This is a genomic window from Sorangium sp. So ce836, from assembly GCF_028553905.1.
Lineage (GTDB): Bacteria > Myxococcota_A > Polyangia > Polyangiales > Polyangiaceae > Sorangium > Sorangium cellulosum_D.
This window is the reverse complement of record NZ_CP102233.1, coordinates 5030978-5051551: the sequence shown is the minus strand read 5'-3', so window position 1 is coordinate 5051551 and position 20574 is coordinate 5030978. Positions and strand designations below refer to the sequence as shown.

General features: G+C 69.0%; 13 protein-coding genes. 5 read left to right on the top strand and 8 right to left on the bottom strand.

Annotation, left to right across the window (positions count from 1 at the left end; all coding sequences use genetic code 11):
* Positions 1-34: 34 nt before the first annotated feature.
* From NQZ70_RS18460 to NQZ70_RS18435, 6 genes are all read right to left on the bottom strand, one after another.
* Positions 35-943: a tetratricopeptide repeat protein gene (locus NQZ70_RS18460; RefSeq protein WP_237245411.1), complete on the bottom strand. Its 909-nt coding sequence runs from the start codon at positions 941-943 to the stop codon at positions 35-37.
* Between the two features lie 586 nt (positions 944-1529).
* Positions 1530-3572, bottom strand: a complete 2043-nt coding sequence (locus NQZ70_RS18455) for an AgmX/PglI C-terminal domain-containing protein (protein ID WP_129575385.1) — start codon at positions 3570-3572, stop codon at positions 1530-1532.
* A gap of 89 nt (positions 3573-3661) precedes the next feature.
* A complete protein-coding gene (locus NQZ70_RS18450) occupies positions 3662-3940 on the bottom strand; it encodes a hypothetical protein (RefSeq protein ID WP_129575384.1) in 279 nt (92 codons plus the stop codon).
* Positions 3941-4293: 353 nt separating this feature from the next.
* Positions 4294-5763 (bottom strand): lipopolysaccharide assembly protein LapB, encoded by a 1470-nt coding sequence (locus tag NQZ70_RS18445; RefSeq protein ID WP_237245410.1) that lies wholly within the window; start codon positions 5761-5763, stop codon positions 4294-4296.
* Positions 5764-5774: 11 nt separating this feature from the next.
* A complete protein-coding gene (locus NQZ70_RS18440; RefSeq protein ID WP_237245409.1) occupies positions 5775-9617 on the bottom strand; it encodes a hypothetical protein in 3843 nt (1280 codons plus the stop codon).
* A 91-nt stretch (positions 9618-9708) separates the two neighbouring features.
* The gene (locus tag NQZ70_RS18435) at positions 9709-11370 is read right to left on the bottom strand and encodes a hypothetical protein (RefSeq protein ID WP_237245408.1); all 1662 of its coding nucleotides are present in this window, start codon (positions 11368-11370) and stop codon (positions 9709-9711) included.
* A 634-nt stretch (positions 11371-12004) separates the two neighbouring features.
* On the opposite strand from NQZ70_RS18435, the gene NQZ70_RS18430 reads away from it, so the two are divergent.
* Both NQZ70_RS18430 and NQZ70_RS18425 read left to right on the top strand, forming a co-directional pair.
* A complete protein-coding gene (locus tag NQZ70_RS18430; RefSeq protein ID WP_129575380.1) occupies positions 12005-12829 on the top strand; it encodes a hypothetical protein in 825 nt (274 codons plus the stop codon).
* 7 nt (positions 12830-12836) lie between these two features.
* Positions 12837-13463, top strand: coding sequence for a YraN family protein (locus NQZ70_RS18425; protein WP_129575379.1), 627 nt, complete (start codon positions 12837-12839; stop codon positions 13461-13463).
* 263 nt (positions 13464-13726) lie between these two features.
* On the opposite strand, the gene NQZ70_RS18420 is transcribed toward NQZ70_RS18425, so the two are convergent.
* Both NQZ70_RS18420 and NQZ70_RS18415 read right to left on the bottom strand, forming a co-directional pair.
* Positions 13727-14596, bottom strand: coding sequence for a HAMP domain-containing protein (locus NQZ70_RS18420; RefSeq protein WP_129575378.1), 870 nt, complete (start codon positions 14594-14596; stop codon positions 13727-13729).
* A 76-nt stretch (positions 14597-14672) separates the two neighbouring features.
* Positions 14673-15458, bottom strand: a complete 786-nt coding sequence (locus tag NQZ70_RS18415; protein WP_129575377.1) for a HEAT repeat domain-containing protein — start codon at positions 15456-15458, stop codon at positions 14673-14675.
* 478 nt (positions 15459-15936) lie between these two features.
* On the opposite strand from NQZ70_RS18415, the gene NQZ70_RS18410 reads away from it, so the two are divergent.
* From NQZ70_RS18410 to NQZ70_RS18400, 3 genes are all read left to right on the top strand, one after another.
* Positions 15937-17703 (top strand): carboxypeptidase-like regulatory domain-containing protein, encoded by a 1767-nt coding sequence (locus tag NQZ70_RS18410; protein WP_237245406.1) that lies wholly within the window; start codon positions 15937-15939, stop codon positions 17701-17703.
* A gap of 143 nt (positions 17704-17846) precedes the next feature.
* A complete protein-coding gene (gene ftsY, locus NQZ70_RS18405; RefSeq protein ID WP_129575375.1) occupies positions 17847-19217 on the top strand; it encodes a signal recognition particle-docking protein FtsY in 1371 nt (456 codons plus the stop codon).
* 426 nt (positions 19218-19643) lie between these two features.
* On the top strand, positions 19644-20561 hold the full coding sequence (locus NQZ70_RS18400; protein ID WP_237245405.1) for an outer membrane beta-barrel domain-containing protein: 918 nt from the start codon (positions 19644-19646) through the stop codon (positions 20559-20561).
* Positions 20562-20574 lie beyond the last annotated feature (13 nt).

Below are 20574 nucleotides of genomic sequence, written 5' to 3'. Positions count from 1 at the left end.
GAAACGCCTTACGTGCCCCGCGCCGCGAGCGGCGTCACGTGCCACCGAGCCGCGCGACGAGCGTGTTCGCCGTCTCGCACTCGGTCTTGAAGCTCGCCGCCTTCGATCCCTTGCAGGCGCGCGTTGTGAACCCCTTGAGCATCTGGATCGCCTCCTGCTTGCGCGGCGGATCCAGGGTCGCGTACGTGCTCCCGAGACTCCAGAGGATCTGTACGGCCTCGGGGCCGTCCTGCGGCGCGGCCGCCTTCGCGGCCTCGAGCTCGGTCACCATCTCCGCGGTGGAGCCGCGCTCCTGGTAGACCGACGCGAGCAGGCTGTGGACGCCGAAGAGGTACTTGTCCCCGGGCTTCGCGAACGACTTCGCCTCCTTGAGCACCTGCTCGGCCTCCTTCGCGTAGCCGAGGCGGATGTAGAGATCGGCGAGCGCCGCGTAGTACCGGATCTCGCTCGGGTTGTGCTCGATCGCCTTGGTGAGGTTCTCGAGCGCCTTCTGCTCGTCGTCCGTCCAGAGGTAAACGTTCCCGAGCTGCGAGTAGCAGTCCGCGAAGTTGGGATCGTTCTCGATACACTTCTGGTAGGGCTCTTTGGCCTCTTCGTAGGAGATCGTCTTCTTCTTCGCCTGCTGCTCGAGCGCCCAGCCCCGCTCGAACCAGTAGTTGGCGAACTTCGGCGCGATCTGCGTGGCGCGGGCCAGCGTCGATGCGACCTTGTCCCACTCGTCCCGCTTCTTGTACGCCATCGCCAGCTTGAAGAAGATGCGGTGGTTCGTGGGGTCGAGCTTGGTCGCCTGCTCGTACTTGTTGGCCGCGCCCTCGGGGTTGACGGCGACCTCCTTGTCGGCCTGATTCGCCAGGATGACGGCCTCCTGCCGATGCCGGGAGCAGCCCATCCCCGCCGCGCTCGCCGCGACCAGCCCAACCATCAAGAATGCTCCAAGCTTCATCTGCTCACCTTTCGAATGGGATCGGCTCTGCCAGCGTCGAAGTGTCCGCGGGCGTCGCGTCGCCCCTCTCCAACAGTCCTCGGAGCCGGCTGCGCCGCTCCGCCCAACAGTCCCGGGAGCCGGCTGCGCCGCTCCGTCCAACAGTCCCCGGAGCCGGCTGCGCCGCTCCTTCAGCAATCCGGAGACGGGCTGCGCCGCTCCGTGTGGCACCGTCACAAGCTTCCTGAGGTGGCGCGCGTTCAACCTCGCGCGGCGTCGCGAGAATAGGCGGAGCGAACCGCGGAAGTCCAGGGCTTCAGACCCGCCCTTGCGCCGGTCGGCAGCGCCTTCCGGCGGGCCCCCGCCCCCCTCCCCTGCGACGACGCACGGCGACCTGGTGGGCGTCCACGCGACGCCGCACGGCGACCTGGCGCGGTCCCCCCGCGATCGCGGCGCGGCGACCTGATGCGCCCCCCTGCGACCACGGCGCGGCGGCCGCCGGAGACGCCGCGCGGCGCCCGGCGCCTGCTGCGTCCGGTCCGGGAAATGGCGAACGCCCCGCACGGTGCGTGCGGGGCGTTCGAGCGAGCCGACCAGCGAGGCGGGCTCAGCCGCCGGGGCTGAGCATGATCGGGTAGACGACGGTGACGATACCGCCCTCGGGCTGCGGGAACGACAGGCCGTAGAACGCCCGCACCACGCAGGAGACCACGCCGTTGTCCGGCAGATCCGAGCCGCCGTTACCGACGTTCGAGACCGCGCCGTCGCGCCCGATGACGAAGCGCACCGCAACGCGGCCCTGCAGGTTCGGGTTGTTCCTGAGCCCGTTCTCGTAGCAAAGCCGGAATCGACCGAAGTTCTGGCGAACGATACGCTGGATGACCTCGGGCGGCAGGCGGCCGCTCACGCTCGTCGCACCCATGCGCACCTGCGGCGGCTTGGTGCGATGCGACCCGCCGAGGCGGCCGTGGCCGGAGCCAAAGCCCTGACCGGTGCCGGTGCCGGCGCCGTGGCCGATGGTCCCGATCGAGCCGAGGCCGATACCCTCGCCGCGCCCGCCGCCGCCCTCGCCGATACCGGAGAGGCCGAGGCCGCCCGCACCGAAGGAGTCGCCGATCTGATCACCCCACATGTTGCCGCGGGCGCTCAGCGCATCGTTGCCGAGCGAATCGTCGCGGCCCCACGGCGCGGTCGGGGCGTTCGGGTCGCCGCCGGCGCCGGCGTTCAGCAGACCGATCATGCCGAACTCGGCGGCGTCGCGCAGCGCGGCCTGGCGGGCGATGTGCGGATCCGGGTTGTCCGCAGGGCCCTGGACGCCGTAGCGGTTGCCGGTGGCCTTGGTGTTCGGGTTACCCATCGAACCCTCTTCACCCTTGGCGCGCGTACCGGTGCCGCCCTCCTTGTTGTCCGCGGCGTTCTCGGCGACCTGCTCGGTCTCCTTCTCCTCCATCTCCTTCTCGGCGGCCGCCGCGAGGTACTGCTGGATGAGGAACTGCTGGTCCGCGGAGATCCCGTCCTCGCCGGTGTCGCCGAGCGGCGGCATGAAGAAGGCCATCGCCGCGAGCAGCCCGAGGTGCACCGCCATGGAGAGGCCCGTGTACAGCAGGCTCTGCGTGTCCAGCTGGAAGTGGCCGGCCACGACCTTGCCCGCGTTCACGGCGGACACCTGGAAGACGATGCCGTCGAGCTCGACCTTCGCCTTGGCGCCGGACGGGAGCGCCATCTGGTAGGCGCCCGACAGCTCGGAGCACGGCTGCGCGCGGCCCTGGTCGATCGCCTGCTGCACCGTGATCTTCGGCGTGCCGGGGATCTCGATGGTGCCGGTGGCGCGGGGCAGGAGCACCACGGAGACCGAGCCCGAGCGGTCGGCGAGGACGATGGGCGCCCGCGTGGTGCCGAGCTTCTCCGAGGGGATGAAGTAGTCACACTTGAAGTTTTTGCCCTCCTCCTCACCCACGTAGAAGGAGCGCGGCGGCGTGAGGTGCGCGACGTGAAGCACCGCGGCATCCCACAGAATCATGATCTCGACGGACGCCGCCGGGACCTCGACCTCCTCGCTCGGCACGTCCGGCCCGTTCTTCACGAGCGTGTACGTGTAGGAGCCTTCGGGCGCGTCCGGGGGCACCTCGTCGACCGCGGACGCCGACTGCGCGAACGGGTTGTTGTAGGCAAACGGATCTGCCCCGCTCGCGGCGGTCGCGGCGAACGGGTTCGCGGGCGCGGCGGCGAACGGGTTCGCGGGCGGCGCGGCGGCGAACGGGTTCGCGGGCGGCGCGGCGGCGAACGGGTTCGCGGGGACCGCCTTGGCAGGGCCCGCTGCCGCGGCCACCGCCACCGGCTCGGCGCGCTCCAGCATGATCTTCGTGCCGCCGATCTGGAGCTGATCGCCGGGGCTGATCTTGCACTTGTTGACGCGCGCCCCGTTCACCATCGTCCCCGGCTCGTTGCCGAGATCGATGAGCGTGATGTCCTGCGGGGAGGCGACCTCGATGACCGCGTGCATGCGCGAGGCAAGCTCGTCATCGACACGCAGATGGCTCTTCGCGTCCTTGCCTACCTTGACGATATCCTGCGTGATCGTCTCCCGACGGACGAGCGCTTCGTTTTGGTAGAGCGCAAATGTGAGAGCGACCCTTTGCTTGCCTTCCATCTCCGCCAGCCTTCCCTATACGCCCCGCGGCGCACGCCCCCGGCTCCGGGGGATCCATCGATAGGGCAGGTGCCAACCTGCCCAGCACATCAGAGGTTCTCGACCGACTTGAGCATCTCCGGAACGAACGAGGTACGGGGCCGGATCAGCGTCGTCCGGACGGGGCCGGGCCGCACGCGGATGGTGGCGTCGTTGGGGCCGAATCCGCCCGCATTCAGCGGATCGTCGGAGAACTCGTACCCGTAGCCCTCTTCCTTCTTCGCGCCGCCACCGCCGCCCTGAGCGGCCTGCGCGAACGCCGATGAGGCGACCACGCTCGTAAGAACGGCAGCGACGACTCCCGCACCCAATCGGGTCAACCCTCTCATTCCAGCCTCCTGACAATCTTTCGACGCGGTTACAGTGCCATTGTACCGCCTTACACGGCGGCCGGTCAACCAGCTTCGCATGTCATCGGTGCGACGGAGAGCACGACCCACGCTCGCATCGACAACCGAATCCACCCAAGGTTCCCAGAGCGTTGCGACGAAAACGCCGAGCCCCCTTCTCTTTACGTCAGCGAGAGAAGGGGGCTCGACGCGCTGTCTGACGCGCCGCTACGCGGCCCGGCATGCCAGTTGAGCTCGCTCGGAAATCTTCAGGTTTCCTCGCTCGCTCTCCCTGGCGGCTCGGGCCGCTCGCGGCGCTCGTCCGACAGCATCGGAGACAGGGCTCCTGCTGCCTACGGAGCCGGAGTCGCCCCTTCTCCCCCTTCGCCCTCGCTCCCGGCAGCTGCCTCCTGCTCGGCTTCCTTCGTCTTCATGTCGGCCTCGGCCGCCTTGCGCTCGGCCTCGGTCTGCTTGTTGAAGGCGATGATCTGGTCGATCTCCTCCATGCGCTCCTTCGACCGCTTCACCGCGTCGGCGAACTCGGTATTGGAGCCCGCCTTCTGGATGAATTGGCCGAACAGCCCCTTCGCCGACATGAGGGCGCCCTCGGCGGCCTTGCCGCCCGACTTCGCCTTGTACTCCTGGGTCAGGATCGCCTCGTTGTAGTAGGTCTCGGGGCGCTCGGGGGCGAGCTTCTTGGCGGCCTCGAGCTCGGCGCCGGCGGCCGCCACCATGTTGTCGAAGTTCGAGTCGTCGATCTGACCGCGCAGGGCGAGCGCGAGCCCCAGGTGAGCGTCGTAGTCGTTCGGACGCATCTTCAGGGCCGCGCGGTACGCCTCGTCCGCCTGCTGGAACCCACGGAACTGCAGGTTCACCGCGGCGTAGTTCATCTGCGCCTCGTAGAAGGTCGGGTCGAGCTTCCTCGCGATGTTGAACTCCTGCACGGCGCCGTTCAGGTTCGCGAGCTCGACCTGGATCATGCCCGCGGTGTTGTGGATCGGCGCGTAGTTCGGGTTCTTGCGGATGGCTTGAGAGCAGACCAGCGCGGCGAGCTCCAGCGCCTGCGTGTCGACCTTCTTCTGCTTGCTGACGTTGGTCGCGACCGCCTTGCCCGACCTCCTGCCCGCCTTCTGCTTCGCCGTCTCCAGGTAGTAGATGGCGAGCTGGTTGAAGGCCGGCATGAAGGCGTCGTCGACGGCCAGCGCGCTCTGGATGTACCGCTTCGCGCGCTGGAAGTCGTTGGGGCCATCGTTGTCGGCGACGTTGTTGCCGCGCTTCATGTACAGGAGCGCGAGGTGCACGAGCGCCTCGACGTTCTTGTACTGGGCGTCGACGACGGCGGCCTGGCGCATCTCGCTGATCGCCGCGTCGATGTTCCTCTCGCCCGACTCCGCCAGGTTGTAGAGCGCCACCTGGACGCGCGCCGGGTGGAACTTCGGGTTCTTCTGGAGCGCCTGCTGGAAGTACTTCTTCGCCTCCGAGTCCTTCTTGCAACGCTGGTACGCGAGCCCCGCGTTGTAGATGGCCTCGGCGAACGTCGCGTCCCCTTGCTCGTTCGCCGCGTCGAGGAACAGCTGGGCCGTCGAGCTGCAGGTCGCCTCGTTCCAGTCGGCCGCCTTGTCGTGCTGGACCATGGCGTCCATGGCGGTCTTGAACTTGTTGGCCGCCGCGACCGACACGGCGTTGCCCTTGCTGTCGGTGATCTCCTTGCCGGTCGTCGGATCCTTCGCCGCGCGAGACGTACCGCTGACGCTCCCGCCGCCACAACCCGTCGCGGCCAGGAGGAGCACCGCAACCGCTGCCAATGAGGTGAAGCTCTTCATGTTTCGCTCCATCACTTCCTGGGTCGGGTCGTGGCCCGATCGAGCGCCGAGCCTTCCTTCGAGCCGCCGGGCGCCGCCTTCTTGTCCTCACCCTCTTCCTTGCTCGCCGCCGCCGCCGGCTTGTCCGTGACGGTCGGCGCTTCGCGGTAGGGCGTCCCGTCGAGGTTCAGCGGCGCCGGACGATCGCTCAGGCCGGAGTTGACCCGCGACGGAGAGCCGCGGAATTCGTCGATGAGGTGGTACTCGGCGCCGTAGTTCTTCGACAGCCACACCTCGCAGGTGCGGGAGTAGTCGTCGAAGTACTGGTACTTCACCGACAGGTCGAGGCAGGTCTTGAACGCGCCCTTCGCCATCTGCTTCTGCGGCTCGCTCGCCTCGTCCAGGCGCGAGTAGTACTCGCCTCGGATCTCGTCGTACGAGACGTCGGTGCCCGGCACCATGCCGTGCCCCTTCCACTCCTTGGGGATGGGCGCGGCGCGGAACTCGGCGACGAACTTGCCCCACATCTGACCGACGCGCGCGCCGGCGGCGATGACCCACCTCGGCGGAGGCGTGGGCTCCAGCTTGAGGATCTTCTGGTACTCCGCGTCGGCCGCCTCGATCGCCGGGCGCTTCTTCTTCACCCAGTCCGCGACCTTGGTGTTGATGTGCTTGAGGACGTCCTCGCGGTTCCCGGCGCCCTTGTACTCGGGGAACTTGATCTTATCGACTTCCTTCCGCTTCTGCTCCGCGAAGTGGAAGTAAGCCTCGCCGACCGCGGTCAGCACCTTGCCGAGCCGGCGCAGCTTCTCCGGCTCCTCGCCGCCGATCGCGTCGAGCTTCTTCATCGCGGCCGCGGGGTCCTTCCAGTAACCGCGGACCTTGTTGTACTCGCCGTTCGCCGGGGTCACGCTCTTCGTCTGCAGGAGGACCCGCGCGTACATCGCGTGCGCCTGCACCTGGACGTCGAACGTCGCGTTGCGGTCGATCTGCGGCATCGCCGTCGACAGCCGCCTGCGCGCCTGATCCCAGTCCTCGCGGTCGATGTAGTGCGCGCCGATCGCGAACGCGATCTGCGCGGTCTGCGCGGGCTTCGCCTTGCCGTAGTTCTTGTTGAAGAGGTCGGCGTCCTTGATGGCCTGGTCCTCCTGGCCGAGGCCGAGCCGCAGCACGACCGCGTCCTGGAGCGCCTCCGCGGCCTTCTCCCCCTTCGGGTTCTCGCGGGCGTAGCGCTCGTACCAGCTCGCCGCCTCGTCGTAGACCGCGATCGCCTGGTAGTTGCCGCCGATCTCGTAGATCGACGTCTTCGCCAGCTCGGTGTTGTGGAGGTTGTACCTCGGGTCGAGCAGGATCTTACGGGCTGCAATCGACTTGGCGATGAGGCGAGCGGCCTGGAACGCCTTCGCGGCGTTGTAGAGGATCTCCTCGCTCTTCTCGCACGCGGGCTGCTTCGCCTCGCAGGCGGCCTCGCCGTACTTCTTCCACATGTCCATGTAGGCGATGGCGGCCTTCTCGTAGTTCTTGAGGGCCTCGACGCCACCGGACGCGTCCGCCGCCTCGACCAGCTTCTGGGCGCGCAGGCGCTCGATGTCGCGCTGGATGCGGATCAGGATGCCGCACTGCTCGGCGTTCTCCTTCTCCTTGCCGCCCTTGCAGTAGAGGTCGATGAACTTGGGCACGTCCGCGGCCATGTCGTCGTAACAAGACGGACGCGGCGGGTCCATGTTCGCGCCGAGGACGTTGAGCGACTCGAGGTAGAGCTGGGACGCGTAGATGCCGACTTCCTTGTCGGCGTGGTTCAGCGCCACGTCGCGGAACGCGAGCGCCGCCTCCTCCCAGTGCTGCGCCTCGAAGTACGTGCGGCCGCGCGCGTACTTCACCTCGACGTACTGCTCCTGCGCCTCCTTGTCGTTCGCGGCGGGCTTGATGTAGCAGACGTAGCGATTGAAGGCGGTGATCATGCCCTTCTGGCTGTCGCTGAACTCCTTGGGCTGGAACTTCGCCTTGTCCGCCTTCTTGTCCTTCTCGCCCTTCTTGCCCGTCCCCCCGTCCGGGAGGTTGCCGGACCCCTTCAGGTGGGAGCCGTCCTTGTGGGTCTCGGTGTAGATGTTCTGGTAACAGAGCACCGAGGCGTACGCGGCCTCCGCTGCCTGCGGGCCGTTCGGATCCTCCGCCACGACCGAGTCGAAGGCCGGACCGCACTTGGCCCAGTCCTTCTGGAAGTACAGGAGGTCGGCCATCGCGTACTTGATCTTGAAGATGTTCGGCCAGTCCTCCTTCAGGATGCGGGGGAACTCGAACTTGGCGAACTGCTCCTGCTTGAAGTTGTTGACGACCTTGTCGTAGAGCTGCGCGGCCAGCTGCATCGTCTTCTTGTCGCCGGTGCCGCGCACGCCGCCCGAGCCCACCGCCTCGAGGTGCCAGGCCATCGCCGTCTCGGTCAGCAGGCCGGCGGTGATGTTGGAGCACTTCAGCTTGGCGTCCGCCGGGTGCCCCTCGCCCTGGAACTTGTTGTGCACGTCGAGCTGGCGCCCGAGCACGTCCATGATCTGGTCCTTGTTGCCAGACTTCATGGCGAGCGTCGCCTCGGCGATGTGCCCCTGGTAGACGCAGTACTTCGGGCCCCGATCGCGGGTCATCAGGTCGGTGTAGAGCTCGATGCCCTCCTTGTAATGACCGGTGTCGAGGTAGTTCTGCCCGAGGTCGTCCATCATCTTGAACGTCTTCTCGGAGCTGCCGCTCGAGTCGCCGCTGAGCGGCCGGAGGAAGTCATGGGACTTCCGCGGGTCGCCCGCGAGCGCGTAGACCGGGATGATGTCGCGCCGCGCCGAGACCGCGAGCTGGGCCGCGTTCGGCATCTGCTGGAACTGCTGGCCGTACTCGATCGTCTTCTTGAACTCGCTGATGGCGCGGGCGAAGTCGCCCTTGTTCCAGTAGACGTACCCGAGCTTGTAGTGGGCGTAGCCCCAGACCTTGTTCTCGGGCGGCGGGTACTGGGTGACCTTGACGTACGACTGCTCGGCCAGGTCCCACTTGGACGGGTCGCCCTGCGCCTCGTTGAAGAAGAGCTCGCCGAACGCGAGGTACGCGTTCGGGATGTACTTCGAGTTGGGCCAGTTCTTGATGAGCTCGAAGTAGACCTTGCGCGCGTCCTCGAGCTGCTGCGCCTGCTCGTACTCGTACGCGAGGTAGTAGAGGACCTCGTCCGTGCAGCCCGTGCTCTTCGCGGGGTCGGACGCGTTGGTGCTCTGGCAGTACTTCGGGTACTGCGTCTTGAGCTGCGTGTAGTACTTGATCGCGCTCTTCCGCGCGGCGACGAGGATCTTGTCGGCCTTGCCGACCTCGGCCTGGATCCCGGCGACGGCCTTCGGGTTCTTCCGCTTGGCCTCGTCCGCCTTGATCTGCCCCTCGGTCTTGTCGCGGAACGCCGCCGACTCCAGCTCGACGTACCCCTCGGCCAGGCGCCGCATCAGCTTCGGCCGATCCGGCGCGTTCTTCGGCGTCGAGGCGTACAGGCTCTCGAGGCCCTGGATCTCGGTGATGAGCAGGCTCCTCACCTTCGGGGCGAGGCGGTTGCGCCGCTCGTCGCGCTGCGCCGAGGCCTGCGACGCGGTCGGGTTGGCCGGCTTCGTCAGGTCGTCGCGCTTCTTCAGCTGGATGCCCGTGGGGGCCGACTTGAAGCTGACCTGCGGCTTCTTGCCCGCCGACACCTGCAGCTTGCCGCCCGGACACGCGGCGATCGCGTCCTTCGCGGGCTGCGTGATGCATGCGTCGGCCGCCGACGCGGGGCTCGTCGTGACGGCGCACGCCGCCACGGCCAGCGTGCCTGCCGCCGCGCGGAGCGCATGCAGTACACCGAACTTCGACTGCTTCATCTCCATCTCCGTCCCTCCGCCACGGACCCCCGTGAGGAAGCGCTCCCTGCCCCGCGGTCCCAGGCCGCGGGGCAAACGTTTAAGAAATCTTTCACTTGCTGCACTTCGACGTCACGACCTGCCGGTAGAAGCCGAGCTCGTCGCGCCAGTACTCGCCGTCGAACGGCCACAGCACGTGCTCATCGTCGGGCTTGACGACGCCGTACGTGAGCGCGTCCTCCTTCGAGAGCTGGCCGCTGACGACCTGCTGGTCGAGCTTGTTCCGCTCGGCCGCGGTGATGTCGATGAGGATCTTCGACGAGTCGCGGAGGTGCTCGTTGAGCTCGTCGAGGTTGCGCTGGTAGCGCTCCCGGCCGAGCGTGCCGGCGTTCCGGATCGCGAGGCTCCGCGCGAACTCGAGGGCGTCGGTCACCTCGCTGCCGACCGGAGAGTTGCGGAAGTTGACGGGCGCCTTCTTGAACCGCTCCGCCTCCTCGTCGAGCACGCGCACGTACTCCATGTTGCGGCGGAGCTGGCGATCCGAGAGCGCGTTCTCGACGATCGGGCGGACCGTCGGCGACAGGTTCGCCTTGCCGGCGCTCACGTCCTTCAGGAACTGGAAGAAGCGCTCCTCGTTCCCCTCCCCCTGGAACCGGTTCAGGATCGACTCGAGCTCCTTCTTGATCGGCTCGTACTTCTTCTTCATCTTCGCGACGATCGTCGTCGCGTCGCCGTACTGGCAGATCGTGAAGGAGACGACCGCCTTCAGGATGTCGGCCTCGGGATAGAACGAGTTCGGGAAGTAGGGCGACTCGATCGTGTGGATGTTGCCGAGGGCCTGCGGGTACAGCCCGGCCATGAAGTACGCCCAGGACTGCTCGAAGAGGCTGTCCAGCCAGTACTCGCTCGCGACGTCGACGCGGTTCCAGTACTTGACGGCGGCCGAGAGCTTCGCGGCGTCGATCGTCGGGACGTTGTTGTCGTCGAGGCGGACGGAGGCCGAGTAGTAGGTGCGCGCCATCGAGAGGAACGCGAGGTCGCGCATGCGCGCCTCGTCCTCGACGCCCTCGACGCCCTCGTCGATCGCCTGGACGATCCGCTGGAACGACTTGACCGCCGGCACCGACTTGCGCAGCTGCACGTACGAGATGCCGCTGAAGAACTGGGCCTGGACGTAGTACTTGCTCTTGGGGTCGACCTTCGCGAAGAGGGCGATCGCCTCCTCGTAGTTCCGGTTCCGGTACTTGTAGCGGCCGAGCAGGTAGTTCAGCTGCCAGTAGAGGTCGCGCTGCTGGGGGTTGTTGAACCGCGCGATCTGCTCGGTCTTGTACTTGCCGACGCGCTCGATGATGTCCGCCGGCTCGGGGAGCTGCGTCGCGAGCTTGGACAGCCAGAGCAGCGTCTCGTTGAACTTGAGGTGGCTCGGCTTGTCGGCGACCTGCGAGAAGATCGCATAGCTCGCCTGGTAGAACTGCAGCCGGTACAGCGCGATCGCGAGGTGGTACTGCGCGATCTGGCGGTTGCCCTCGTCGTCCCCCGTGTCGCCGTCGACGACGCGCTTCAGCTGCCGCGCGGCGTCGCTCCACCGCTCGCTGTCGAACAGCCGCTTCGCCTGCGCCGCCTCCTCCGTCATCTGGCCCGCCGTCACGGGGCCCGCATCCTCGTCGAGGTTGATCTCCTTGTTGGGCTTCGTGCCGCCCTTGGCGTCCGCCTTTCCAGCCGCGACGGGCTTACCCTTGCCGGCCTGCGCGTGCCCCACGGCGGGGGAGAGCAAGAGGGCAGAAGCTACAAGGCAGATACTCGCCAGCCGGTTCCGCATCGTCGTTCCTCGCTTTCGGCGACGTAAAGATCGTGGCCCCTTCGCCCCGTTCGCGGCTCCACACACCGGAAGCGCGCGCCGTAGACCCCCGAGGCAGCTCGGTCGAGAACCAAAAAGTTCAATGAGAATCAACGGATACTTGCGTGTGGCGGGGGATGGTAGGATTGTGGCGCGCGGCTTGTCAAGCGATGCCGGCCGTGGGCCTGCGCTACATTCCTGGCCTCGGACACCGGGCGCCGCGTCGGCCTTGGGGTTGCGCACTGCGTAGCAGTCGAGGGTGGAATTATCGAAGAGCTGCGGCGCCGCTTCCTTCACGGGAACGCCACGCCGGCGCCGCGCCCCGGAAGCGTGGCCGCCCCCTGCCAAGGGACCGCCGGGCGCGGGGGTCGAACGTTGCGCGCCGGCGACGGCGCCCCACCTCGGCGGGGCGCGCCCCATCCGGCTGTTGACGCTCAAGGCGCGCTTCGTCTAGGGTCCAACCGCTGACGTTGTGCCTTTGAGCACCTCGACTTGAGCGTTTTCTTGCCTCCCGTCCGCGCGCCTTCTGCCGAGGCGAAGGCGCGCACCGCCGCCGAAGGAGCACGTTCTGATGACCCGTTCCATTCTGTCCGGCCTGCTCGGCCTGCTCAGCGTCGTCGCTATGGCGAGCCTGCCCTCCGCGTGTGAAAGCGGCGGCGTGGGCGACCCGTGCCTGCCCGAAGACGAGTACGATCCGCAGTTCGCTGGCTTCAAGGTGACGGAAGAGAACATCGAATCGCGGTCCTTCCAGTGCCAGACGCGGATCTGCCTGGTGAACCACTTCCAGGGGCGCGTGAGCTGCCCCCTCGGCCAGGAGGCGCCGGCGCCCTGCGATCCGAACAACGCGGCGTCCTGCGGCGACAAGGGCGAATGCGTTCTGTCCGGGGCGGTCGAGCCGCCGAACTGCGCTGGGAACCAGGACTGCCGGTGCCAGACCGACGACGACTGCTACGGCGAGGGCTGGCGCTGCGACAGCGACGGCATGTGCAAAGCGCACGTGTGCCGCGCCCTGAACGACAAGGGCGAATTCGTCGGCTGCCAGGACCCGACTGCTGAGGACAACGCGGGCAAGCCCTGCTGCGTGCCGGGGACCGAGGCTCCCGTCGCGTCGCCCGTCTGCGGCCAGTGCGCCCCCGACTCGCAACGGAACGCACAGCAGGCGGTGTACTGCTCCTGCCGGTGCGGCGTGGCCGACGGGGAGCCGGACGATCCGAACTTCAACTTCTGTGAGTGCCCGCAGGGCTTCACCTGCTCCGAGATCCGCCCGAACGTCGGGCTCGGGGACCCGCTCCTCACCGGCAAGTACTGCATCAAGCAGGGCTCGCAGTTCGAGAGCGAGGGGGAGTGCGCCGACGTGCCCGGCCGCGTCAACTCGGACCAGTGCGCGGGCTTCTAGGCATCGGGTGACGGGCCGCCGCGCCTCGCGCAGCCCTCGGCGTGCGCCGGTCGATCGGACCGGCGGCGCCCTTCCCTCCAGCGACGGTTCAGGCTCACACGACGGCTCGCCGCCGGCGCGCACGTCGCGCACCGGAGAGCCGCCGGTCCGTGCGACGCGCGACGGCGGGCTCGCGGGAGGCGCGCGCGCCGCGGGCGCCGACGAGCGCGGCGACCTCGGTGGCGCGTCGTCTCGCCGCGCGGAGATCGCGCCCGCTGCCGCTCCGCCGGCGGACGCGCGGAGAGCGCTCGGGGCGCGCGCCGAAGACGCCGTCGTCGCCTACCTAGCGGCGCAAGGGATCGAGGTGGTCGCGCGCAACGCGCGGGTCGGCCGCCTGGAGATCGACGTGATCGCGCGGGACGGCCCGGTCATCGCGATCATCGAGGTGCGGACGCGCGGCGCCGGCTCGTACGTCCGCGCCCTCGACAGCATCGACGCGGGAAAGCGAGCGCGCGTGCGGCGCGCCGGAGAGCAGCTCTGGCGCGCCCGCTTCTCGCGCGTGCGCGGCGTGGAGCGGATGCGCTTCGACGCCGCGTCGGTGACGTTCCTCCCGAACGGCGAGGCGGCAGTCGAGCTCATCAAAGCTGCCTTCTAGCGCGGGGCTCGCCCGCTGCGGATACGGGCCCATCTCGACGTTTTCGGTGCTCGGCGTGCGTGAGCACGCCTGCGCGCCGAAAACGCCGATCTGGACCCGTCTGCTGTGCGGGCGAGCCCCGCGCGGCGACGTTGGAGTTGGAAGAGTGCGCGGCCAGCGGCCGCTCCACGAGCTTCAATTTTTGGGGTTGATTTTGGGTCGATTTCGAGCTGCTGCAGGGCTGCTCGAGGAGGCGCGCGCCGCTCGGGCGGCGCGCGAGCGGGTCACGCGTCGAGCTGCTCTTGCATCTCGGTGCGGAGGCGCTTGAGCTGCGCGACGCCGTCGGGGTCGATCTCGGCGGCGCCCTTCTGCGCGCGCGCGTCGGCCTCCAGCTTCGCGAGGATCGCGTCCATCTTCTCGATCTTGGCCTGCTGGCGCGCCCGCAGATCCTCGACCATCTTCTCGAACGCTTCGAAGAAGTGCTGGAGCTCGTCGCCCTTCCGCAGGCGCTCGCGCACGACCAGCTTGCCCTCGCCGACCTGGCGGAGCAGCCGCTTCATCTTGAAGATCGGGCCGGCGATCTTGTGCGTGAAGACGATGCCCGCCACGCCGACGCCGAGGACGAGCAGCGACAGCAGCGCGACGATGAGGCGGAGCAGCATCTGCTGGTTGTCCGCGACCTCGACGGCCTGCCGCTCGAGCGCCGCGGCGCGCTGCTGCAGCGACGCCGCGTCGCGCTCGAGCCGCGCCTGCTCGTCCTTGAGCTTGTTCTCGTCGCGCTGCGCCGCCTCGCCGAACGTCTTCGCGAGCTCGGGGTCGTCCTTGTACTCCTTCGCGATGTTCATCGCGACGACCTCGCTGACCCGGCGGCTCTGGACGAGCACCTCCTGGCCGCGCTTGACGGTCTCCTGACCCTGACGGACGATCTCTTGCCCCTGCTGCACGGCGGTGCGGCTCTGCTCGATGATCTTCGAGCTGGCGTTCCAGAGGAGGATCCCGAGCGCCGCGGAGAGCGCGAGGCTGATCCCCACGAGGAACCCCGTGTATTTCAGCTGGAATTTCTGATCGAGCAGGTAGTTCCGCGCGCTCCGCTGGTAGCGCGCTCTGACCTCCGGGGCGGAGGTCTGCGGGGCCGTGCTGGAAGCGTCGCTCATGGGATCCTCGAAGCTGGCTGGAGATGACAAGGGTCGTGAGGCACGGGGAAAGCCAATATCGAGCCGCGATGATGCGTCACAGCGAGGCGACGACCTTGTGGAAGGTCTCGACCGCGTTCTCGACGCACATCTTCATCAGGATGTTCTCGCTCTGGACGTCCTTCTTCGGGGTGCCGCTCTGCGTGAGCTTGGGCGCGAACTCGCCCTGGAGCGACTTGGACGGATAGGTCCACATGCTGACGCGGACCACCTGGGTGAGGTTGCCCCCCTGGTACACGGCGGGCTCGACCGTCGCGAGCAGGTAGAAGCCCTTCATTTTCTTGCCGTTCAGAATCTTCTTGCCCTGGGCGAGCGTCTCGCCCTTGGGGGCCACCGCGTAGCCGGCCTTCGAGAGGATCTTCTCCTGCATCGCGGCGCGCACGAGCGGCTCGATCTCGGACTCGGGGCGGCCGCTCTTGTTCGTGATCTCGATGGCCACGTAGTACTTCGTGTCGGCGCCCGGCGGCGGCGGAGGCGACGGGCCGCCCCCGCCGCCGGCGGACAGCGTCGCGATCGACTTCTGCATCTGCGACTTGACGGCCGGCGTCTGCTCCCGGCCCTCGGCCCGCTGCAGGCACGCGAGCCCCGCGGGCTTGCCCAGCCTGCCGAGCGCCGCGGCCGCCGCGACCCTGACGGACGCGTTGGCGTCGGTCAGGGCGTCGCAGAGCGGCTTCGCGGCGGCGTCGTCCCCCGACGCGCCGAGCGCGAGCGCCGCCTGCGTCCGGACGCGGTAGTCGTCGTTGGTCTTGAGCTGCTCGGCGAAGTGGCTCGTACGCTGATCCGCGTAGCTCCTCGTCGGCATCAGCGAGAGTACGAGCGTCACAACCAGCAACACGAGCGCAGGAAAGGGCCGACGCATTCCACGTCCGACGATACACGAGCGCATCGCCGCCGTGGCGATCGGATCAGCGGGCCTGCACTCGAAATTTGGTGCGCACACGCTCGCACTTTTGCCTTGCATTCGCTCGCTCCTCGTTGCCACCGAACTGGACGGTTTGACGCCGCCTGCCCGCGGGGCTTCAAGGCGCGAAACACGTTGGGTTTCAGGGTGAACACGACATCATCATCCACTTATCTACCCGTCTCACCGGCGCTCTGCCGACGTCCTGTCGGCGCGTCGCGTGCACGTCCGCTCACGTCCGCGTACGTCCTCGCTCGCCCTCGCCGCCCCTTCCCGCCGACGCGCGCCGGGCGAGCTCGAGCTCGGCGCTGCGGCGGATCCGCTTCCCCTTGCCCGGGCTCGGCCCGCGTGACGAATAATGCGCGACCATGACGAGGAGCTCGCCGGAGGCGTTCGGGAGATGCGTGGCTTGAGACGATGCCTGAAGGCGGCGCTCGTCGCGGCGGCGGCCCTCGCCGCGGCGCCCCCGGCCCACGCGCAGACGCGAGGTGCGCCGCTCCGCATCCATGTGCGGGGGAGCGCGCAGATCGACGCCGTCGCGTGGACGGAGCCCGACGGGTTCGTCGTGCGCGGCAGCGTCATCGACGACGCGCGGAGCCCGGTCGCGGAGGCGCCGCTCTCCATCGACGCCGTCACGAGCGGCGGCGCCCCCGTGGATCTTCCGTCGGCGGAGGCGTGCGCGGAGGGCGGCGCGGCGCGCGTTCGAGAGCACCGCGCCTCGCAGGGAGGGTACGCGCTCACGACCGACGCGCGGGGCACGTTCTGCCTCCGCGGGCGCGCGCCGCTCGCGAACGCGACGCTGCGCGTCCGCTTCCCGGGAGGGAAGCTCTACGAGCCGACCGAGGCGAAGGTCCCGATCGAGACGCACGCGGCCCCGCTCGCGCCGGTGGTCCTCCGGTTCGATCCGCCGGTCGACGCGATCGATCTGGATCGCCCGACGGTCAACGTCACCGTGTCGCTCCGGATCGATCGCAGCGGCGCCGCCGGCGGCGCGCCGTTCGAGCGCGAGCGGCTCCCCGTCGCGCTCGAGGACGAGCGCGGCACGCGGCTCGCGGAGGCGCCCACCGGCGGCGACGGCCGCGCGCGCTTCGAGCTCGCGACCGAGGGCCTCGGCGGCGCCGGGCAGGGCGCGCTGCGCGCGCGCTTCGAGGGGACCGCCGCGCTCGCGAAGGCGAGCGTCGGCCAGGGCGTCGTCCGGTACGCGCAGGTCACGCTCGCCCTCTCCCACCCGGTCGAGCCGGCGCGCGCGGAGGACGGCGTGCCGATCGACGTCGACGTGCGCTCGTCCGGCGGCACGGTCGAGGGCGGCGTCATCGAGGCGCTGCGCGCCGGCGAGCCCGTGGGCGCGGCGGCGGTGGTCGCCGGCAAGGCGCGGGTGATCGCCGCGTTCACCGCCGAGCGCGAGGGGACGGTGCCGCTGTCGCTCCGCTACGTGCCCGCCGCCCCGTGGTGGATCCCCGGCGCCGAGCTCGCGATCGACGTTCCCGTCGCGGGACCCGGGGTGTGGCGGCAGCTCGCGCTCGGCGCCGCCGTCCTCGCGATCGCGGGCTGGGTGCTCGGCGGCTGGCGGCGCGCGCCGAAGCGCGCGGCCGCCGGCGCGGTCGACGAGAAGCCCGCCGCGCCGCCCGGCCGCGCCGGTGTGCGGATCGTGGGGCCGATCGACGACGCGACCGGCTGGCGCGGCGCCGTCGCCGACGCGCACGACGGCGCGCCCATCGCGCAGGCCGAGCTCACGATCGTCGTGCCCGCGTTCGACGGCAGCGGCGTCGTCGCGCGCGCCGTGACCGACGACGCCGGCGAGTTCTCGATCGAGGCGCCGTACCGGAACGACGCGACGCTCGTCGTGCGCGCGCCGACGCACAGCAGCTACGAGCAGGCGCTCCCGCCGCCGAGCAGGCTGGGCATCGCGCTGGTCACGCGGCGCCGCGCCGTGCTCGATCGCCTCGTCCGGTGGGCGCGGCGGCAGGGGGCGCCGTTCGAGGGGCCGCCCGAGCCGACGCCCGGGCACGTGCGCCGCGTGGCGAGCAGGGTCCAGCAGCGCGAGGTCGAGCTGTGGGCGACCCGGATCGAGCACGCCGCCTTCGGGCCCGATCCCGTCGACGAGCGGATCGAGCAGGACCTCGGCGCGTCGGAGCCGAAGCCCGGCGTCTCGCAGCTCGCCCCGTGAGCCGAGCGCTCGGGGCGCGCGGCGGCGGCCCCGCCGCCGCGCCGACCTGCCGTTTCGCTCGCTGGATCGGGCGACCGCGCGAGCGCACGTTGACGTATGGGGTGCGTCCCATATAGTCGGCTCCCTCGCCGGAGAACGCCAACGTGGAAATCGCCCTAATTATCGTCGGCCTCGTCGTGGTGGCGGCGATCGTCTACTTCGTCACGAAGAAGGCGCCGCCACCCCAGATCGAAGCGCCCCCCGAACCGAAGAAGCTCGCGGAGAAGGCGAAGCAGCCCACCGAGAAGCCGGCGGAAAAGCCGGCCCAGAGGCCGCGCGACCAGAAGAAGCCTCCGGCGGAGGAAGAGCCTCCTCCGGCGAAGGCGAAGGAGCCCGCGCCGCAGGAGGAGCCGCCCGCGGCGACGCCCTTCCCCGTCGAGGTGCCCGCCGTCCCGCCGCCCGCCGCTGCGGCGCCGGAGCCCGCGGTCGCGGAGGCGCCGCCCGTCGCCGCGCCGGCGGTCGAGGCGCCCCCGGAGAAGCCGGCCCCCGCGAGGCCGGCGCGGGAGACGACGCCCCCGGGCGCGCGCAAGCGCGACGTCGAGGGGCTCCGCAAGGGCCTCACGAAGGTGCGGGAGCGAGAGGGCTTCTTCGGCCGCCTCAAGGCGCTGTTCGCCGGCAAGAAGGAGATCGATCCCAACGTCGTCGAGCAGATCGAAGAGGTGCTGCTCACCTCGGACGTCGGCGTGAAGACGACGGAGCTCCTCCTCGACGAGATCCGCTCGGCGCTCAGCCGCAACGAGCTCGCCGACACCGACAAGGTCTGGGACGCGCTGCGCGAGCACGCGAAGCGGATCCTGCGCGTCGGCGCCGGCGGCGGGCTGCCGCTGAAGACGCAGCCCACCGTGGTGATGGTGGTCGGCGTGAACGGCGTGGGCAAGACGACCACGATCGGCAAGCTCGCGACGCAGCTCAAGGCCGAGGGCCGGACGGTGGTGCTCGCCGCGGGCGACACGTTCCGCGCGGCGGCGGTGCAGCAGCTCAACGTCTGGGGCAAGCGCGTGGGCTGCGAGGTCGTGCGCGGCAAGGACGGGGCGAACCCGGGCGCCGTGATCTTCGACGCGATCCAGAAGGCGAAGGAGACGGGCGCCGACGTGGTGCTCGCCGACACCGCCGGCCGGCTGCACACGAAGACGAACCTCATGGAGGAGCTGGCCCGGGTCGCGCGCACGATGAACAAGGCGATGGAGGGCGCGCCTCACGAGACGCTGCTCGTCCTCGACGCCACGAACGGACAGAACGCCATGCAGCAGGCCGCGCTCTTCAAGGAGGCGCTGCCCATCACCGGCATCGTGCTGACGAAGCTGGACGGCACCGCGAAGGGCGGCGTCATCCTCGGCATCTGCGCCGAGCACGGGCTGCCCGTACGCTACGTCGGCATCGGAGAGCGCGCCGAGGACCTCCGCGAGTTCGAGCCCGACGAGTTTGTCGAGGCGATGCTCGGCCGCCCGAGCGGCACCGAGGACGCGGCCGCCTGACGAGCGCGGCGCCTCATGGCGAGCGATCTCGACCCCACCTCCCAATCACTCCCCTCGACATCGGTCAAAGAAATGGGCGATGGTCCGAGCCCTCGGACCGCCTCGCCCGCGCCGGCTGGACCGTCAGGAGCCGGCACCTCCGCCCCGCGCGAGCAACGGCGGATCCGGGCCCGCGGCGATTGTGCAGCGAATTTGCCGGTCGGCGCGAGTCCCCCCGGGCGCGCGCCGTCCGGGGGCTCGCCAGGTTGCCCAAGGCAAACGGATTTGGTTGTTGATCCTTTTATTTTCGACGTGATATAGTCCGTCGGGCTTGGCGGTTGACCGAATTAATTAATGAATTCGCGTAGTTAGAAAGCTGTACTACCTGGGCGATCGATCGCTCGCATCGCACGGACTTCGGAAGGGATGGCGATGAACCAGGCTCGCGTGGGGCTTCTCGTTGCGGCTGCGCTGGTCGCGGTGCCGCTCACGGCGTCGGCTCAACCAAAACAGCAACCCAAGGAAATTAACCTCGACGAGCCAGAGACTCCTGCCGAGGGCACGGAGCCGGCGGAGGCCCCCGCGGCTCCGGCCGAGGGCGAGGGTGGCGATGAGGCGGGGCTTGGGGACATCTGTAAGATCGACCCGTCGGCGTGTCCCACGATCGACTTGAACAAGGAAGCGGCGAAGGATCTCAACCCGGAGACCTACGCGGTGCAGCAGATCTACGCGCTGCGCTACCACCGCTTCGAGGTGAACCCGTACTTCGGGCTGACGATGAACGACCAGTTCGTCGGGCACAACGGTCCGGGGCTTGCGATCAACTGGTACCTCACCAACGTCCTCGCGATCGGGGTCAACGGCAACTGGTACGCCGGCCTCAACACGCCGTCGGACTTCAATTTCCAGACGAGCAGGGCGGCGCGTATCGGTGAGCCGATCACCGAGTATCAGTGGAACGCGAACGCGAACTTCACGTACGTCCCCGCGTACGGCAAGTTCGCCGGGTTCAGCGACTTCATCTTCCACTACGACTTCTTCGTGCTGGGCGGCGTCGGCGCGATCTCGACGCGGCCCATGGCCGTCGTCGATCCGGACAACCGCACCTTCGACTGGAAGCCCAAGCTCGCCTTCCACGTCGGCGGGGGCCTCCGCATCTTCTTCAACCGCTGGTTCGCGGCCATGGCCGAGGTCAGCGACTACATCTTCTTCGACGAGCTCGAGAACCCCAGCGTCTCGAAGACCAACCCCCAGGACAAGAGCACGTGGCTCGCCGAGGGGAAGAGCTTCACCAACAACGTGCAGGCACAGGTCGGGTTCTCGGTCTTCCTGCCGTTCTCCTGGGAATACCGGCTGCCGAAGTAGGGCCTTTGGACGT

Excerpts from the sequence above, each read along its gene's own strand:
- NQZ70_RS18460 (WP_237245411.1), bottom strand. The coding sequence starts at position 943 with ATGAAGCTTGGAGCATTCTTGATGGTTGGGCTGGTCGCGGCGAGCGCG.
- NQZ70_RS18455 (WP_129575385.1), bottom strand. The coding sequence starts at position 3,572 with ATGGAAGGCAAGCAAAGGGTCGCTCTCACATTTGCGCTCTACCAAAAC.
- NQZ70_RS18450 (WP_129575384.1), bottom strand. The coding sequence starts at position 3,940 with ATGAGAGGGTTGACCCGATTGGGTGCGGGAGTCGTCGCTGCCGTTCTT.
- NQZ70_RS18445 (WP_237245410.1), bottom strand. The coding sequence starts at position 5,763 with ATGAAGAGCTTCACCTCATTGGCAGCGGTTGCGGTGCTCCTCCTGGCC.
- NQZ70_RS18440 (WP_237245409.1), bottom strand. The coding sequence starts at position 9,617 with ATGAAGCAGTCGAAGTTCGGTGTACTGCATGCGCTCCGCGCGGCGGCA.
- NQZ70_RS18430 (WP_129575380.1), top strand. The coding sequence starts at position 12,005 with ATGACCCGTTCCATTCTGTCCGGCCTGCTCGGCCTGCTCAGCGTCGTC.
- NQZ70_RS18420 (WP_129575378.1), bottom strand. The coding sequence starts at position 14,596 with ATGAGCGACGCTTCCAGCACGGCCCCGCAGACCTCCGCCCCGGAGGTC.
- NQZ70_RS18410 (WP_237245406.1), top strand. The coding sequence starts at position 15,937 with ATGCGTGGCTTGAGACGATGCCTGAAGGCGGCGCTCGTCGCGGCGGCG.